Source organism: Streptomyces sp. NPDC002754 (genome assembly GCF_053592315.1).
The window spans coordinates 89,576-104,870 of record NZ_JBSFVM010000021.1; the positions used below are offsets into that span (position 1 = coordinate 89,576).

The window sequence follows — 15,295 nt, forward strand, 5'->3', positions numbered from 1 at the left end:
CGCGCGTGCGGTCAGCGGCCGAGCACCGCCATCGCGGCGTTGTGCCCCGGAATCCCGCTGACCCCGCCGCCACGCACGGCGCCCGCGCCGCACAGCAGCACATTGGCGTGCGCTGTCTCCACGCCCCAGCGGCCGGTGGTTCCAGAGGCGTACGGGAACGAGAGCTCCCGGTGGAAGATGTTGCCGCCGGGAAGGCGCAGGTCCCGCTCCAGGTCGAGCGGGGTCTTCGCCTCAATGCAGGGGCGGCCCTCTCCGTCGAGCGCGAGACAGTCCTCGATGGGTTCGGCGAGGTGGGCGTCGAGCTGGGCGAGCGTGGCCTTCAGGAGGTCCGCGCGGGCCGTGTCGTTGTCGGCGGCGAAGAGCCGGGCCGGGGTGTGCAGGCCGAACAGGGTGAGCGTCTGGTAGCCGCGTTGGACGAGGTCCGGGGCGAGGATCGTCGGGTCGGTCAGCGAATGGCAGTAGATCTCGGAGGGCGGCGCACTGGGCAGCCCACCGGCCGCGGCCTCGGCGTGCGCGGTCGCCAACTGCCCGTACCCCTCCGCGACATGGAAGGTTCCGGCGAACGCCTCGCGCGGGTCGACGGAGGTGTCCCGCAGACGCGGCAGCCGCTTCAGCAGCATGTTGACCTTGAGCTGGGCGCCCTCCGCCGGGGCAGGTGGGGCGTCGCCGGTGAGCCGGGCGAGGTCCTGCGGCGAGGCGTTGACGAGGACGTGGCGCGCGGCGACGGTGCCCTCGAAGTCGGCGGTCCTGTACGTGACTTCGGCCTCGGCGCCGTCCGTCTCGATCCGGGTCACCTCGTGCCCGGTGACCAGGTCGGCGCCGGCCGAGCGGGCCGCGGCGGCGAGCGCGTCCGTGAGGGCGCCCATGCCGCCGACGGGGACGTCCCAGTCGCCCGTGCCGTTGCCGATCACGTGGTAGAGGAAGCAGCGGTTCTGGGCGAGGGACGCGTCGTGCGCGTCGGCGAAGGTGCCGATCAGCCCGTCGGTGAGGACGACACCGCGCACCAGGTCGTCCGTGAAGTGCTCCTCGATGCCGACGCCGATGGGATCCTCGAACAGCAGCCGCCAGGCGGCCTCGTCACCCACCTGTACGCGAAGCGCTTTCCTTGAAGGAAGCGGCTCGGTGAGTGTCGGGAAGACCCTTTCGGCGACGCGCCGGGTCGTCTCGTAGAAGCGGGACCACGACTCGTACTCCCGCTCACCTCCGGTGAGTTCACGGAACGCGGCACGGGTGCGCTCCTCCCCGCCGCCGACGAGCAGTCCGGTCGGCCGCCCGTCGCGGACGGTCGGGGTGTACGAGGAGACGTCGCGGTTCGCCGTCGCGAAACGCAGTCCCAGGTCCGCCACGATCTTCTTGGGCAGCAGGCTGACGAGGTACGAGTATCGGGAGAGGCGGGCGTCGACGCCGGGGAACGGACGGGTGGAGACCGCCGCCCCGCCGGTGGTGCCGAGGCGTTCGACGACGGCGACGGACTGTCCTGCGCGGGCGAGATACGCGGCGGCCACCAGACCGTTGTGGCCGCCGCCGACGATGACCGTGTCGTAGCGTTCGCGGAGATCATGTGCGGGCATGGCCCTTGGTAACACGGGCCGCGCGCGGTGGACCAGAGGGCGGGCCCGCGGTCACGCTCCGGGCGCGCCCTGTTGGCGCAGCGCCGCCACCCTTCGGTAGAGGGCGACCGCGTCCGCCGTGCGGCCGAGCTGTTCCAGGCAGTGGGCCTCGTCGTTGCGGCTGGCGAGGGTGCTCGGGTGGGTCTCGCCGAGGACGCGCTCGCGGGCGGTGGCCACCGCGCGGTACTCGCCGAGGGCGTCCTGCCAGCGTCCGAGCCAGCCGAGGCCGACGGCGACCTCGCGGCGGCTGACGAGCGTGTCCGGATGGTCGGCGCCGAGCACGCGCCGGCGGATGGCGCACACGTCGCGGGCCTCCGCGAGGGCCTCCTCCCAGCGGGCCAGCCGGCCGAGGTTCACGCCGAGCCCGTGCCGGGCGCGCAGCGTCTCGGGGTGGTCGGGCCCGCTGACCCGCGTACGGTCGTCGATCAGGTCGCGGTAGAGCGTGAGGGCCTCCGCGCTGCGGCCGAGCCGGCCGAGGCTGATGCCCACTTCGTAGCGGGCGGCGAGGGTGTCGGGGTGGTCGTTGCCGAGGGCGCGCGCCCTGACCCGAGCGACTTCCTGATACGTCCGCAGTGCCTCGCTCCACCGCCCCAACTGTCCCAGCGCGTACGCGGCCTCGCAGCGCGTGACGAGCGTGTCGGGGTGCTCGGCGCCGAGCACGCGGGCGCGCGCGTCGGCTACCTCGTCCGCCATCCGGTACGAGTCCTCGAGGCGGCCGAGTCTGCTGAGGTTGAAGGCGAGGTTGTGGCGGCAGCGCAGGGTGTCCGGGTGCTCGGGTCCCATGGCCCGCTCGCGGGCGGCGAGCACGGCGCTGTACACCTGGTGCGCCTCGAAGTGCCGCCCCAACTTCCCCAGGACGTACGCGACCTCCTGGCGCGCCCCGAGCGTGTCGGGGTGCTCGGGGCCGAGGATCCGCTCGCGTCCCTCGACGACGCCGCGGTACTCGCGCAGCGCGTCGGCGGCCCGCCCGGTGCGGCTGAGGGTGAAGGCGACCTCGTAGCGGCTGGCGAGGGTGTCGGGATGGTCGGGGCCGAGGGCGTGCTCCCGCTCGGCGGCGACGGAGCGGTGCACCTCGCCCGCCTCTGTCCAGCGTTCGAGTCGGCCGAGGCTGAGACCCGCGTTGTGCCGGGAGGCGAGGGTGGCAAGCAACTCCGGGGCAGGGGTTGGGCGTTGGGCCGCCTCCGGCGCGGCGGGGGTGTGGTCGGTGTCGCGGGGGACCCACTCGCCGGAGAGCCCGGCCGCGGTGTCCGGGGGTGTGACGCGCGGGCCGGGGCCGCCGGTGGCCTTCTGCCCTGTGGTCATGCCGCGGGTCCAGGAGGGCAGCCGGGGTTCGCGGGGCGCGGGTTCCCGCGGGACTTCCGGTTGTTCGCGCAGGGGCGTGTGCGTATCCGGCTCGATCCGGGGCGCCCGCACCGTCGGCACGTACGTTCCGCGTCCGGGTCGTGTGCCTTCCGTGATCCGCCGCGCCAGCTCCCGTGCGTCGCGCGGACGTCCCTCGGGGTCCTTGGCGAGCAGGTCCAGGATGATCCGGTCGAGGTAGCCGGGCAGTTCGGGCCGGTGCCCGCGCGGCGCCTCGGGCTCGGTGTCGCGGTGTCCGACGAGCACGGACCACGCGTCTTCCAGGTCGAACGGCGGGGCGCCCGTGGCGACCTCGTAGAGCACACATCCCAGCGAGTACAGGTCGCTGCGCTCGTCGACCTGGTCGCCGCCGATCTGCTCGGGCGACATGTAGTGCGGGGTCCCCATGGCGATGCCGGTGCCGGTGAGGCGTGCGGTGAACCCGATGTCGTGGCCGAGGCGGGCGATGCCGAAATCGCAGATCTTGGCGGTGCCGTCGCCGAGCCGCATGATGTTCGCGGGCTTCAGGTCCCGGTGCACGACGCCCTGTTCGTGGGTGTAGGCGAGGGCGGAGGCGACCTGTTCGGCCATGTCGAGGATGTCGTCCACGGGCAGCGGGTGGTGCCGGTTGGCGTCGAGGAGCTGGCTGAGGTTCTTCCCGTCGAGCAGTTCCATGACGAGGTAGAGGATGCCCTCGTCCTCGCCGAAGTCGTGCACGACCGTGATGCCCCGGTGCTGGAGCGCGGCGGCGACCCGCGCCTCCCTGCGGAAGCGCTCCCGCAGGATGCGGGTGAAGGACTGGTCGCGCTCGGGCCCGACCGGCTTGAGGCACTTCACGGCGACATGCCGGCCGAGTGACTCGTCGCGCGCCCGCCAGACCTCGCCCATCCCGCCCCGGCCGATCAGGTCGAGCAGCCGATACCGCCCGTGGATCAGCCTGCCGTCCCGCGTCTCCCCCACCGCTGGCATCTCCCGCCGTCGCCCCCGTCGCGTCGCTACGCCCTCCCCGGCCCGTCCAGTATGGCTTCCCCTCTGTCGACTTTGTACGGGGCGGGACGGGCGTCGACACCGAGTCTCCCCATCGCCCGCAGGATGTGTTTGGGCGGAAGTTGCCAGCGCACACGCGCGGGAATCATGCGCAGCACGGTGCCCGTGGCGCGCAACCGACGCGTGACGGCGGCCGGTTCCGGGGCCCGTCTGCCGTACAGCTCATGGGCGTACGGCGGCAGCGAGGCGTACGCCAGGTTGGCCACGCGCCGCCAGAGGGCTTCGCGCGCGGGAATCAGCAACAGGTGGGTGGGCGGCCGCCGCAGAAAGTCGTCGACGTCGCGCGCTTCCGGACCTGCGGCCAGCTGCGGCCGTACGGACTCGAAGTACGCCGTCAACTCCGCCTGGCCGCCCGGCACCTTCGCCGCGTCGAGGCCGACGAGCCGGGCGCTGGTCCGGTGCTCGGCTATGTACCGGTCGGCCTGCGCCCCGGTGAGCCGGAACCCGGAGCGGCGTGCGACGTGCAGATAGGAGTCGATCTCGGCGCAGTGCACCCACAGCAGCAACTCCGGTTCGTCGACGCCGTACCGCTCCCCCGTGTCCGGGTCGGTCGCCCCCAGGTGGCTGTGGATCCGCCGCACGCGCGCGCCCGCTTCCTCGGCGGCCTCGCTCGTCCCGTACGTCGTGGTGCCGACGAAACTCGCGGTCCGCATCAGCCGGCCCCACGCGTCGCGCCGGAAGTCCGAGTTCTGCATGACGCCGCGCACGGCGCGCGGGTGCAGCGCCTGGAAGTACAGGGCGCGCACGCCCGCGATCCACATCATGGGGTCGGCGTGCATCTGCCAGGTCACCGAGTCGGGGCCGAAGAGCCCGGGGTCCGCTTCGCTCATGTCGCACAGCACCTCCTGTTCGCAGCGTACGCACACGGTGGCGGCGGAACCCGATCAACGCCCGGATCGTCCTGGTGAGCAGGGACAACGGGCGAGCGGGCGGGGCAGCATGAGCGAGCGGGGCGACGGGACGACGGCGGCCACGGACGGTGCGGGCGACAGACGTCCGCCCCGGCGGCGCGGTCGCGTACTCGCGGCGCTCGCCGCCCTGATCGCGTTGATCCTCCTCTTCCACCGGCAGATCCCTAACACACCTGGGCGGCTGGGGAGCCTGGTGGAGTCGTTCCTGCCGTGGCTCTGGGTACCCCTGGTCGTCCTCTTCGGCGTGGGGCTGCTGCGCCGAGCCCGGCTCGCGCTGCTGGCCCTGCTGGTGCCGACGGCGGTCTGGGCGCATCAGTGCGGTGTATTGCTGCCCGAGCCCCGGTCGGGCGAGCAGGACCTTGTCGTGGTGCAGCACAACGTCAGTGACGAGAACGCCGATCCGGCGGGCACGGCGAGCAAGCTGCTCATGCAGGCCCCCGACCTCATCGCCCTGGAGGAACTGCTGCCGAAGGCCCGTGCACAGTACGAACGCGTCCTGGACTCGAGCCATCCGCACCACGCGGTGATCGGCACGGTCGGGCTCTGGTCGAAGTACCCGCTCACCGGGGTCAGGGCGGCCGACATCAAACCGGCCGGGATCACGGAGCCGTGGAGCCGCGGCCTGCGCGCGGTCGTCAAGGCACCGCAGCGCGACATCGCCGTGTACGTCGCCCATCTGCCGTCGATACGGATCGGCGCGAGCGGCCTCGCGTCGCAGTGGCGGGACGAGAGCGCCCGCCGGCTGGGTGCACAGGTCGCCGCCGAGGAGACGGCCACGGTACTCGTCCTCGGCGACTTCAACGGCACCGTCGACGACCGCGGCCTCGCCCCGCTGACCTCACAACTGGACGTGCCGGATCGCGGGTTCGCCTTCAGCTACCCCGCCGCGTTCCCCGTGGCCCGGATCGACCAGATCATGGCCCGCTCGGCGAACGTCGGCCGCGTCCGCGCCCTGCCTTCGACCGGCAGCGACCACCTTCCCGTTCGGGCCCGCATCACCCTGGGCCCGCTCAGCGCCGCACCCGAGGCATCCCCAGGCCGATCCACGAGATGATCTCCCGCTGGATCTCGTTGTTGCCGCCGCCGAAGGTGAAGATGACGGCGGAGCGGTAGCCGCGTTCCAGTTCACCGTGCAGGACACACCCCGCGCTGCCCTCCTTCAACGCGCCCGCCGCGCCCACCACTTCCATCAGCCATGCGTACGCGTCCCGGCGGGCCTCGGAGCCGTAGACCTTGACGGCGGAGGCGTCCTGCGGGAGGAGGGTGCCCTGCTGGACGGCGTTCACCATCTGCCAGTTGAGGAGCTTCATCGCGTCGAGCCTGGTGTGGGTCTGGGCGAGGCGCTTCCTGACCCAGCCGAGGTCGATGACGCGGCGGCCGTCGGCGAGCTTGGTGTCCATGGCCCAGCGCTGCACGTCGTGCAGGGCGCGGATCGCCATGGTGCCGTGGGCGGCCAGCGTGACCCGTTCGTGGTTGAGCTGGTTGGTGATCAGGCGCCAGCCCTTGTTCTCGTCGCCGACGCGGCGGGATACGGGGACGCGGATGTCCTCGTAGTAGCTGGCCGTGGTGTCGTGCGAGGCGAGGGTGTTGATGACGGTGCAGGAGTAGCCGGGGTCGGTCGTCGGGACCAGCAGCATGGTGATGCCCTTGTGCGGGGGCGCGTCCGGGTCGGTGCGGACGGCGAGCCAGACCCAGTCGGCGGTGTCACCGTTGGTCGTCCAGATCTTCTGGCCGTTGACGACGTAGTCGTCGCCGTCCCTGACCGCGCGGGTCTTGAGCGCCGCGAGGTCGGTGCCCGCGTCGGGCTCGCTGTAGCCGATCGCGAAGTCGAGCTCGCCGGAGAGGATCTTCGGGAGGAAGAACTCCTTCTGTTCGTCGGTCCCGAACTGCATGATCGTCGGGCCGACGGTGTTCAGCGCCATCAGCGGCAGCGGCACGCCCGCCTGGGCCGCCTCGTCGAAGAAGATGAACTGTTCCATCGGGCTCAGGCCACGGCCGCCGTACTCCTTCGGCCAGCCCACGCCGAGCCACCCGTCGCCGCCGAGCCGGCGCACCGTCTCACGGTAGAACCGCTTCTGCGCGGCCGGGTCCTCGTAGCGCGCGTACGCGTTCTCGGGTACGAGCTCGGCGAAGTAGGCGCGCAGCTCGGTGCGCAACTGCTGCTGCTCAGGCGTGTATTCGAGGTGCACGGCCCCTCCTGGCGGTCGACTGCGTGGTCCGGGAGCCGGCTTGCGCCAGCCTGACGGCGCACACAGTAGAACGCGTTCCAGAAATAGGGAATGCCGGGGACCGCAAGAACTGATGAAGCGTCAGCCGAGGGTCGCGAGGAAGTCCGTGCAGGACCGCGCGCAGGCCCGGCACTGTTCGGCGCAGTCGGCCGCCTCACGCGTACGGTCGCAGGCGTGCGCGCACTCCAGGGTGACGGCCCGGCACCATTCGATCTGGAGCCGGATCCCGTACTCGTCCTGGTGCGCCTCCTCCGACAGCAGCCGGCAGGTCGCGTCGCACACCTCGACGCTGAGCAGCAGCGCGCGCCGCAGGCCGTGCGGCGCGTCGACCTGCGGCGGGGCCTCGTCGGGGACCGGCCGCACGGGCCCGTGCATCCGCGGGGCGGCGGGGCCCAGGTCGGTGGAGCTGACCAGTAGGGCGCAGGCGCGGGCGCACTCCGTGCACGACTGCGCGCAGGCGAAGCGGTCCTCGAGGAAGCGGACGAGGTCGTCCTGGGGCGGTTCGGTCATCAGGGCACGGTCGGCGCCCGTGCGGTCCTCGGCGTATGGGGGCGGACACTTCGCCAGGGAAGTCACCGGCCCGGCTCCTTTCAGGGAACGTACGGCTTGGGGCCGGGTAGCCGGATCGGCGGGCGGCAAACCGCACGGCCATGTAGGTCACCCGGCGGAGCCGCTGGTGGCACCGACCGGCTCGCCGTTCTGGAGCTGCGGCAGCACCTTCGTCCGGTAGAAGTCGAAAAACTCCTGCTGGTCCGGGCCGATCTGGTTGACGTAGACACGGTCGAAGCCGGCGCGGGCGAAGGCGTCGAGGGCGCTCACGTGCTCGTCGACGTCGGGGCCGCAGGGCATCGCGCCGTCGACCATCCGCTCGGTGACGAGGGTCTCCGCCTGCTCGAAGTGGCGGGGTGTGGGCAGCACCTGGCCGAGTTCCCCGGGCAGCAGCTGGTTGGCCCACAGGCCGTGCACCCGGCGCACGGCATCCGCCCGGTCGGGCCCGTAGCAGACCTTGAGTCCACCCGCGACGGGCTTCGCGCCGCCTCCGCCCTTACGGAACTGGGTGACCAGCTCCTCGTCGGGGCTCATGGTGATGTACCCGTCGCCGACGCGGGCGGCGAGCGCGGTGGCCTGCGGCCCGAACCCGGAGACGTCGATGGGGACGGGGCCCTCGGGCAGGGTGTAGATGCGGGCGTTCTCCACTGTGTAGTGCTCGCCACGGTGGGTGACCTCGCCGCCGTCGAGCAGCTTGCGCATCACCGCGATGGCCTCTTCGAGCATCTCCATGCGTACGTGCGCGGAGGGCCAGGGTCCGCCGAGGATGTGTTCGTTGAGCGCCTCGCCGGTGCCGACACCGAACCGGAAGCGGCCCTCGAGCTGCACCGCACTGGTGGCGACGGCCTGGGCGAGGACGGCGGGGTGGATGCGGACGGTGGGGCAGGTGACCGCGGTCTCGACGGGCAGCGACACGGCCTCGGCGAGGGCACCGATCACGCTCCAGACGAAGGGGCTCTGGCCCTGGGCGTCGTTCCACGGGTGGTAGTGGTCGGAGATCCACAGACAGTCGAAGCCCGCCTGTTCCGCCATCCGGGCCTGTTCGACGAGCTCGCGCGGCCCGAATTCCTCCGACGCCAGAAAGTAGCCGTACTCGGGCATGTCGCCCTCCCGGGGGTGTGGGATGTGCCAGGCCTTCCGGGTAACCCCGGCCCCTGCCCGGAAACCCGCCGGTGCACGACACAAGTGCCGTCCGGGCCGGTATTCCGCGGATCATTCCCACCGGCCCGGACGACACTTCGAGGGTTTCGTTCCCTGGTTTATCGGTACCTGGTTCGGTTACTCACCACCGATACCAGCGTGACCTCGATCCGCTCGACGTCGTACTACGCATCACAAATCCCAGCAGCCACACGACCAGTACGGCGATGGCCACCCACCACAGCAGTTTCACGGCGAACCCCGCGCCGAAAAGCAGCAGCGCGAGTAACAGGACCAGCAGAACAGGAATCACGGTGATACCTCCTTGAGGCGCCGAGTTCCCGAGAATTCCCCCCGTACTCCACTCACCCCACTGCGAGTTGACGTGACCGCGAAGAATTCCGAGGAAGACGATCGAAGGACCCGGACCACCGTCCAGGTGGCGCTCGCCGCCAATCTGCTGATCGCCGTGGCCAAGGCCGTCGGCGGTCTCATCGCAGCGTCGCCCGCGCTGCTCTCGGAGGCGGCGCACTCGGTGGCCGACAGCCTCAACGAGGTGTTCCTCCTGGCGGCGCTGCGCCGCAGCCGTCGGCCCGCCGACCACAGGCATCCGTTCGGGTACGGCAAGGAGCGGTTCTTCTGGTCATTGCTCGCCGCCGTCGGCATCTTCGTGATGGGCGGCTGCTTCTCGTTCTTCCAGGCGTTCGAAGCGCTGACGTCGGACGGCCAGAAGGAGTCCCGCAGCGGGTACGTCGCCGGGCTCGTGGTCCTCGGTGTGGCGCTGCTCGCGGAGGGCAGCTCGCTGGCGCGCGCCGTGCACCAGGTGCGCGTGCAGCCGGGCGAGGGCATCGGCTCGGATCCGGCGCTGCGTACGGTCCTCGCCGAGGACGGCACGGCGGTGATCGGCGTGCTCCTCGCGGCGGGCGGGATGGTGCTGCACATGGTGACGGGGCGCATCGAGTGTGAGGGTGCCTCGTCGTTCTGCATCGGCGTGCTGCTCGTGTACGTGGCGTACCGGCTCGGCAGGAGCGCCCGCGACCAGTTGATCGGCGAGGCCGGCGACCCCGAGCTGCACCGCGGCATCCGCGAACTCCTCGCCGCACAGTCCGAGATCGACAATGTGGCGGCGCTGCACACGATGCAGCTGGGAACGGACTCGACGCTGGTCGCGGCCCGGATCGATCTCGCACCCGGCATCGAGAGCGAACGCCTGGAACTGGTCCTGGAACGCATCAAGCGCGCGGTGCGGGAGCGCTGGCCGGAGGCGGACCAGGTGTTCCTGGACGTGGTGGACGCGCCGAAGCCGGTACACGAGCGCTGACCCCCGGCCTGGTCAGATCACGCGGAACAGGTCGGCCGCCGCGTGCACGTCGGTGAAGTCCTCCACCGAGCGCAGGTTGTCGCACAGCGAGTCCAGGACGGAGTCGCTCTCGGCGGCGCGCGGTGCGCCGACGGCCACCCCGAAGACGCGGAAGCCGAGGCGGTGCTTGGCCGCGTTCCAGCCGCGCATCCACTCCTCGGTGACGCCGCAGTCGTCGTCGGTGAGCAGCACGATGTCGCCGCGGGCGCGTGCGGCGTCGTCGAACTCCCGCTCAAGGAGCTCGCGGGCAGCGCCCAGCGGGGCCTGGTAGCTGGTGCCGCCGCCGAGGAAGGTCTCCGCGAATTCCAGGGTCGCGTCGAGTGCCGCGGGCCGGTCGGCGGGGAAGCGGAAGACGCGGACCTTGTCGGCGGCGGAGAACAGGATGCCGACGAAGTCGCGTCCGGAGGCGCGGGCCTGGTCGAGCAGCGCGAGCGCGCACGCCTTCGCCCACACCTCACGGGTGACTCCGCCGGGGCCCGCCTCATACATGGAGTGCGAGGTGTCCACGCACGCGATGACGGCGCCGCGCCCGGCGGACTGCTCGCCCCGGCTGTCGTAGAGCATCAGCTCACCGGCGGCGTACCGGGCGGCGAACACCGCGCGCAGGGCGGGCACGCCGAGTCCGGCGAGCTCGGAGGGGACGAGGCGGGACAGGTCGTCGCCGAAGGTGACGCCGACGAGTTCCCCGGTGGTGTTCTCCACCTTGCGGGCGCGTTCACCTGCCGCCATCTCCCGGAAGCGGCCGATGAGTTCGGCCCATTCGGCGAGCCGCCCACCGCGCAGCCGCTCGGCGAGCCGGTCCCGCTCCTCGAACGCCATCCGCTCAAGCTCACCGGGGCCGACACCCCAGGCCTTCGTCAGAGCGGTCTCCTGCCGTACGGCGCGGGAGGCCTTCGCGGCGGCGCTGCGGGCGGCGGCGCGGATGCCGGGGGCACCTGGGGCGCCTGGGGTACCCGGGACGGCTGCCGCCACGACGCCCCGGCCGTCGCGTCGAGCCGTCTCACCCGTCCGCTCCTGCGCCTCCTGTGCCTCCTGTGCCTCCTGTGCCTCCCGCTCCAGTAGCAGCCGCAGCGCGGGTCCCTGTGCCAGCAGTCCGAGGGCGGCGGTGTAGGGGTCGCCGGCCGTGTGTCGGCGCAGCTCCGTGAACTCCGGTGACTCCACGAGCGCGTTCACGTACTCATGGTTGAGCAGCCGCGAGTGCGCCATCTCCGTACGTTCACGCACGCCCACCCGCGCCGCGTACGCCGCCAGGAAGACGTCCGCGAGCAGATCCTCCGCGCACTCGTGGCGGGCGGCGAGTTCCGACGCCAACTCCCTTATTCCAGCGGCTTGTTCGTACGTATCGCGCCACGTGAGCCGGTCGAACCGGTCCGCCGCGACCACCGCGCGGGCGGGCCCGGGCGCGTTCAGGGCCGGTCCCGCACCATGTTGGCGTCCACGCCGAGGGCCTCGGTGAGGATCCGGGCTCGGACGGCGCGCCGGCGTCCCGTGACCCGGTCGATGGTGGCGGTGGAGCGGCCCGCTCCCTCCGCCTCCTCGCGGAGCCGGTCCAGGCGCTGCCCCGCCGTGGCGAGCTGGTGGTGGGCCTTCTTGATGACCCAGTCGCTCAGCGCCTCGCGCGACTGCCCGGCCATGGAGTCGAGTTGGGCCTCCAGCTCCTCGATGGTGTCGGCCAGGTCGAGCGCTTCCTTGGCATCGGGGTTGACCAGGTGCAGCACCTCACGCTCGACGGTCGGGCGCTGGGCGGGCGAGTCCCACAGGACGTGGGTGAGCACCGACAGGTCGGTGTCGGCGACCTCCGTCCTGCCGTCGAGGTACGCGGAGGCCTGGAGCAGTCCGACCGCCTGCCGCCAGCGCCGGTCGGACGCGACGAGTTCCTTGCGGCGCAGGGCGGCCCGCAGGGTGCACACCGCGTCGACGATGGCGTCGGGGACGTCCACGGCGGGGACGGCCCCGGTCACGGCCCGCTGGAGGTCGGCCAGTTGGATCGTGGTCCGTGCCGGGGCCTCGGCTCGGCCGCCACCGACGGCCGAGCGGACGAGGGCGGCGAAGTTCGAGGGGTCCTCCAGGTAGCCGACCTCGATCCGCACGAGGAGCCGGTCGTAGATCGCGGCTGAGTCCTCGCCCTCGGGCAGTTCGTTGCTGGCCGTGATGGCGCCGATCAGCGGGCAGTGGATCGGCGCCCCGCCGTTCTCGGGGTGGTAGAGCCGCTCGTTGAGGTAGCCCAGCGTCTCGTTGAGGGCGGCGGTGGAGCACTTGAAGATCTCGTCGATGAACGCGATGTGCGCGGTCGTGGCCCGGCCGTCGTAGACCTGGCGGTACTCGCCGCGGGCCAGCGCGGCAACGTCGATGGGCCCGAACATACGGGTGGGCGCGGTGAACTTGGAGAGCAGGATCTCCCAGTACGCCGCCCCCTCGACCCGGCCGGTGAGCTCGCGGGCCAACTCGGACTTCGCGGTACCCGGCGGCCCGAGCACCAGCGAGTGCCGGCCCGCGAGCAGGGCCGTCACCAACGTCCTTACGACGTCGGCGCGTTCGTAGAAACGCTCCGACAGCTCGTCACAGACGGCACGCAGCCGCTCGGCCGTGTCGTCCGGCTCGAGCGTCTCGTCCCGCTCCCCCACCGCGTCCCGCGCGTCCACTGCCACTCCCCCTGCCCGCAAAAGGCCCCACCGATATCGGGTCGGACCCCAAAATACGTCAGTGGCCGCGCTTGCCGACGCCCGGCATGAACTCCTGCACCTTCGCCTTGAAGCCCTGCCTGACCATGTCCGTGCTCTGCGGGTCGCCCTTGAGGATCGCCTCCGCCGTGGACTCCATCTGCTCCCACGTCGCGTGCGGCGGGATCGGCGGCACTGACGGGTCGGTGCGGAAGTCGACGACGGCGGGCCCGTCCGCGGCGAGCGCCGCGCTCCAGGCGTCGGCGACGGCGTCGGGCTTCTCGACGCGGATGCCGGTGAGCCCCAACTGCCTTGCGATCGCGGCGTAGTCGACGTCGGGGAGCTCCTGCGAGGGCACGAAGGACGGTGAGCCGCCCATGGCCCGCAGCTCCCAGGTCACCTGGTTGAGGTCCCGGTTGTTGAACACGCCGATGACGAGCCGCTGATCGGTCCAGCGGTGTCGGTACTTGGCCGCGGTGATGAGTTCGGCGAGCCCGTTCATCTGCATCGCGCCGTCGCCGACGAGCGCCACGACGGGCCGGTCGGGGTGCGCGAACTTGGCTCCGATCGCGTACGGGACGCCGCACCCCATGGTGGCGAGAGTGCCGGACAGGGAGCCGCGCATCGTGCCGCGCATGGTGATGTGTCGGGCGTACCAGTTGGCGGCGGAGCCGGAGTCCGAGGTGAGGATCACGTTGTCCGGGAGCAGCGGGTCGAGGGCGCGGGCGACATGTTCCGGGTTGATCGGGTCGGCACTCAACTCGGCCCGGCGGTCCATGACTTCGTCCCAGCGCCGGACACTGGCGCACGTCTCCTCGAACCAGTCGCGGCCCTCGTTGCGGCGCAGCAGCGGCAGCAGCCGGCGGAGCGTGGCGCGGGCGTCGCCGACGAGGTTCACCTCGTACGGGTAGCGCATGCCGATCATGTGCGGGTCGATGTCGATCTGCACGCCGCGCGCATTGCCGTAGTCGGGCAGGAACTGCGCGTACGGGAAGCTGGAGCCGATGGTGAGGAGGGTGTCGCAGTCCCGCATCAGCTCGTAGGAGGGGCGGGTGCCGAGCAGGCCCGATGCCCCGGTCACGTACGGAAGTTCGTCGGAGAGCACGTCCTTGCCGAGCAGCGCCTTGGCCACGCCCGCCCCGAGCAGTTCGGCGACCTCGCACACCTCATCCTTCGCGCCTGCCGCGCCCTGGCCGACGAGGATGGCCACCTTGTCACCCGCGTTGAGCACCTCGGCCGCCCGCTCCACCGCCTCCTGCGCGGGTTCGGCGGTCCACGAGGTGCGGTCGAGGCTGGAGGGCACCATCTTGAACGCGTGCGACGGCGGTGTGTACTCCAGTTCCTGTACGTCTCCGGGGATGATCACGGCGGTCGGGGCGCGGCGCGCGGTGGCCGTGCGGATGGCACGGTCGAGGACGTTCGGCAGCTGCTCGGGGACGTTGACGGTCTCCACGAAGTCGGAGGCGACGTCCTTGTACAGCGTGTGCAGGTCGACCTCCTGCTGGTACGAGCCGCCCATGGCGCTGCGAGCGGTCTGCCCGACGATGGCGACGACCGGTACGTGGTCGAGCTTGGCGTCGTACAGGCCGTTCAGGAGGTGGATCGCCCCGGGGCCCGACGTGGCCACGCAGACGCCGAGCCGGCCGCTGAACTTCGCGTAACCGACCGCTTCGAAGGCGGCCATCTCCTCGTGCCGCGCCTGGATGAACTCGGGCCGGTTGTCGGCCCGGCCCCAGGCGGCGAGCAGGCCGTTGATGCCATCGCCTGGATAGCCGAAGACCTGCTCCACGCCCCAGGCGCGCAGCCGGTCGAGGATGTGATCGGCGACCTTGGTGCTCATGCCGGGACCTTTCACTTCGAGAGACTTCGGGAGACTTCGAGGGGCTTCAGGGACGTGAGGGGCTTCGAGGGACGCTGCCGAGGCCGGGTGACCAGTCAGGGGCCGGGGAAACCCGGTTGGCGCGGCCCGCCTGGGGTACTCGGCGCCCCGACGCGCCACGGGGGTGCGACATAGGAGGAGACATGAGCCTGGTGCGGGCCGGAGTGCTGGTCCTTGACTGCGCGGAACCCGAGGAACTGGCCGAGTTCTACCAGTCGTTGCTGGGCGGCGAGATCGAGACGCTGCCCGGCAGCAACCGCATCGACGTCGTCGGCGAGCAGGGCATGCGGATGGCCTTCCGCCGCGATTTGAACGCCGCCCCGCCCAGCTGGCCGCGCCCCGACGACTCGCAGCAGGCCCATCTCGACTTCCTGGTCGACCAGGAGGATCTCGACGAGCTGGAGCGTCTGCTCATCGGCCTGGGCGCCCGCCCCCTGGAGACCCGTGGCGCGCGCGGCCCGAACGAGATGCGCCTGTACTCCGACCCGGCCGGGCATCCGTTCGCGGCGCACTGCGCCCGGCACCCGGCACCGAAGACCGGCTGAGCCGAAGCAGCTTCGAACGTGGCGTCTA

General features: G+C 71.6%; 13 protein-coding genes. 3 read left to right on the forward strand and 10 right to left on the reverse strand.

Features of this window, described 5'->3' with window-relative positions:
* Positions 1 to 11: 11 nt before the first annotated feature.
* Genes ACWD2L_RS30245 through ACWD2L_RS30255 form a run of 3 tightly spaced genes read right to left on the reverse strand, consistent with a single transcriptional unit; the run spans position 12 to position 4,825 of the window.
* Positions 12 to 1,571 carry a phytoene desaturase family protein gene (locus tag ACWD2L_RS30245; protein ID WP_451192503.1) on the reverse strand — a complete coding sequence of 520 codons (1,560 nt, stop codon included), beginning with the start codon at positions 1,569 to 1,571 and terminating at the stop codon, positions 12 to 14.
* Between the two features lie 51 nt (positions 1,572 to 1,622).
* Complete coding sequence (locus tag ACWD2L_RS30250; protein ID WP_451192506.1) at positions 1,623 to 3,908, reverse strand: tetratricopeptide repeat protein; 2,286 nt, start codon at positions 3,906 to 3,908, stop codon at positions 1,623 to 1,625.
* A 35-nt stretch (positions 3,909 to 3,943) separates the two neighbouring features.
* Positions 3,944 to 4,825 carry an oxygenase MpaB family protein gene (locus ACWD2L_RS30255; RefSeq protein WP_451192509.1) on the reverse strand — a complete coding sequence of 294 codons (882 nt, stop codon included), beginning with the start codon at positions 4,823 to 4,825 and terminating at the stop codon, positions 3,944 to 3,946.
* Between the two features lie 109 nt (positions 4,826 to 4,934).
* Between ACWD2L_RS30255 and ACWD2L_RS30260 the strand changes: the two genes are divergently transcribed.
* On the forward strand, positions 4,935 to 5,960 hold the full coding sequence (locus tag ACWD2L_RS30260) for an endonuclease/exonuclease/phosphatase family protein (RefSeq protein WP_451192512.1): 1,026 nt from the start codon (positions 4,935 to 4,937) through the stop codon (positions 5,958 to 5,960).
* On the opposite strand, the gene ACWD2L_RS30265 is transcribed toward ACWD2L_RS30260, so the two are convergent.
* From ACWD2L_RS30265 to ACWD2L_RS30280, 4 genes are all read right to left on the reverse strand, one after another.
* On the reverse strand, positions 5,917 to 7,095 hold the full coding sequence (locus tag ACWD2L_RS30265; protein ID WP_451192514.1) for an acyl-CoA dehydrogenase family protein: 1,179 nt from the start codon (positions 7,093 to 7,095) through the stop codon (positions 5,917 to 5,919). The two genes, ACWD2L_RS30260 and ACWD2L_RS30265, sit on opposite strands and share 44 nt — an antisense overlap.
* Positions 7,096 to 7,215: 120 nt before the next feature.
* Positions 7,216 to 7,644, reverse strand: a complete 429-nt coding sequence (locus ACWD2L_RS30270; protein WP_451192517.1) for a ferredoxin — start codon at positions 7,642 to 7,644, stop codon at positions 7,216 to 7,218.
* A 147-nt stretch (positions 7,645 to 7,791) separates the two neighbouring features.
* A complete protein-coding gene (locus ACWD2L_RS30275; RefSeq protein WP_451192520.1) occupies positions 7,792 to 8,784 on the reverse strand; it encodes an LLM class F420-dependent oxidoreductase in 993 nt (330 codons plus the stop codon).
* A 181-nt stretch (positions 8,785 to 8,965) separates the two neighbouring features.
* A complete protein-coding gene (locus tag ACWD2L_RS30280; RefSeq protein ID WP_451192522.1) occupies positions 8,966 to 9,136 on the reverse strand; it encodes a hydrophobic protein in 171 nt (56 codons plus the stop codon).
* 72 nt (positions 9,137 to 9,208) lie between these two features.
* Between ACWD2L_RS30280 and ACWD2L_RS30285 the strand changes: the two genes are divergently transcribed.
* The gene (locus ACWD2L_RS30285; protein WP_451192524.1) at positions 9,209 to 10,144 is read left to right on the forward strand and encodes a cation diffusion facilitator family transporter; all 936 of its coding nucleotides are present in this window, start codon (positions 9,209 to 9,211) and stop codon (positions 10,142 to 10,144) included.
* Between the two features lie 12 nt (positions 10,145 to 10,156).
* On the opposite strand, the gene ACWD2L_RS30290 is transcribed toward ACWD2L_RS30285, so the two are convergent.
* Genes ACWD2L_RS30290 through ACWD2L_RS30300 form a run of 3 tightly spaced genes read right to left on the reverse strand, consistent with a single transcriptional unit; the run spans position 10,157 to position 14,683 of the window.
* Complete coding sequence (locus tag ACWD2L_RS30290; protein WP_451192600.1) at positions 10,157 to 11,593, reverse strand: VWA domain-containing protein; 1,437 nt, start codon at positions 11,591 to 11,593, stop codon at positions 10,157 to 10,159.
* Positions 11,590 to 12,825: an AAA family ATPase gene (locus ACWD2L_RS30295; protein WP_451192526.1), complete on the reverse strand. Its 1,236-nt coding sequence runs from the start codon at positions 12,823 to 12,825 to the stop codon at positions 11,590 to 11,592. Before ACWD2L_RS30295 ends, ACWD2L_RS30290 begins: the two co-directional genes overlap by 4 nt.
* A gap of 58 nt (positions 12,826 to 12,883) precedes the next feature.
* On the reverse strand, positions 12,884 to 14,683 hold the full coding sequence (locus ACWD2L_RS30300) for a thiamine pyrophosphate-requiring protein (RefSeq protein ID WP_451192529.1): 1,800 nt from the start codon (positions 14,681 to 14,683) through the stop codon (positions 12,884 to 12,886).
* Between the two features lie 182 nt (positions 14,684 to 14,865).
* Here ACWD2L_RS30300 and ACWD2L_RS30305 point away from each other — a divergent pair, with 182 nt between their 5' ends.
* Entirely contained in the window at positions 14,866 to 15,267 is a 402-nt protein-coding gene (locus ACWD2L_RS30305; RefSeq protein WP_451192532.1) for a VOC family protein, read from the forward strand.
* The last annotated feature ends 28 nt before the right edge of the window (positions 15,268 to 15,295 follow it).

Bases quoted from the DNA above. Each gene is read 5' to 3' on its own strand.
- ACWD2L_RS30245 (WP_451192503.1), bottom strand. From the start codon at position 1,571: ATGCCCGCACATGATCTCCGCGAACGCTACGACACGGTCATCGTCGGC.
- ACWD2L_RS30300 (WP_451192529.1), bottom strand. From the start codon at position 14,683: ATGAGCACCAAGGTCGCCGATCACATCCTCGACCGGCTGCGCGCCTGG.
- ACWD2L_RS30305 (WP_451192532.1), top strand. From the start codon at position 14,866: ATGAGCCTGGTGCGGGCCGGAGTGCTGGTCCTTGACTGCGCGGAACCC.
- ACWD2L_RS30255 (WP_451192509.1), bottom strand. From the start codon at position 4,825: ATGAGCGAAGCGGACCCCGGGCTCTTCGGCCCCGACTCGGTGACCTGG.
- ACWD2L_RS30260 (WP_451192512.1), top strand. From the start codon at position 4,935: ATGAGCGAGCGGGGCGACGGGACGACGGCGGCCACGGACGGTGCGGGC.
- ACWD2L_RS30270 (WP_451192517.1), bottom strand. From the start codon at position 7,644: ATGACCGAACCGCCCCAGGACGACCTCGTCCGCTTCCTCGAGGACCGC.
- ACWD2L_RS30275 (WP_451192520.1), bottom strand. From the start codon at position 8,784: ATGCCCGAGTACGGCTACTTTCTGGCGTCGGAGGAATTCGGGCCGCGC.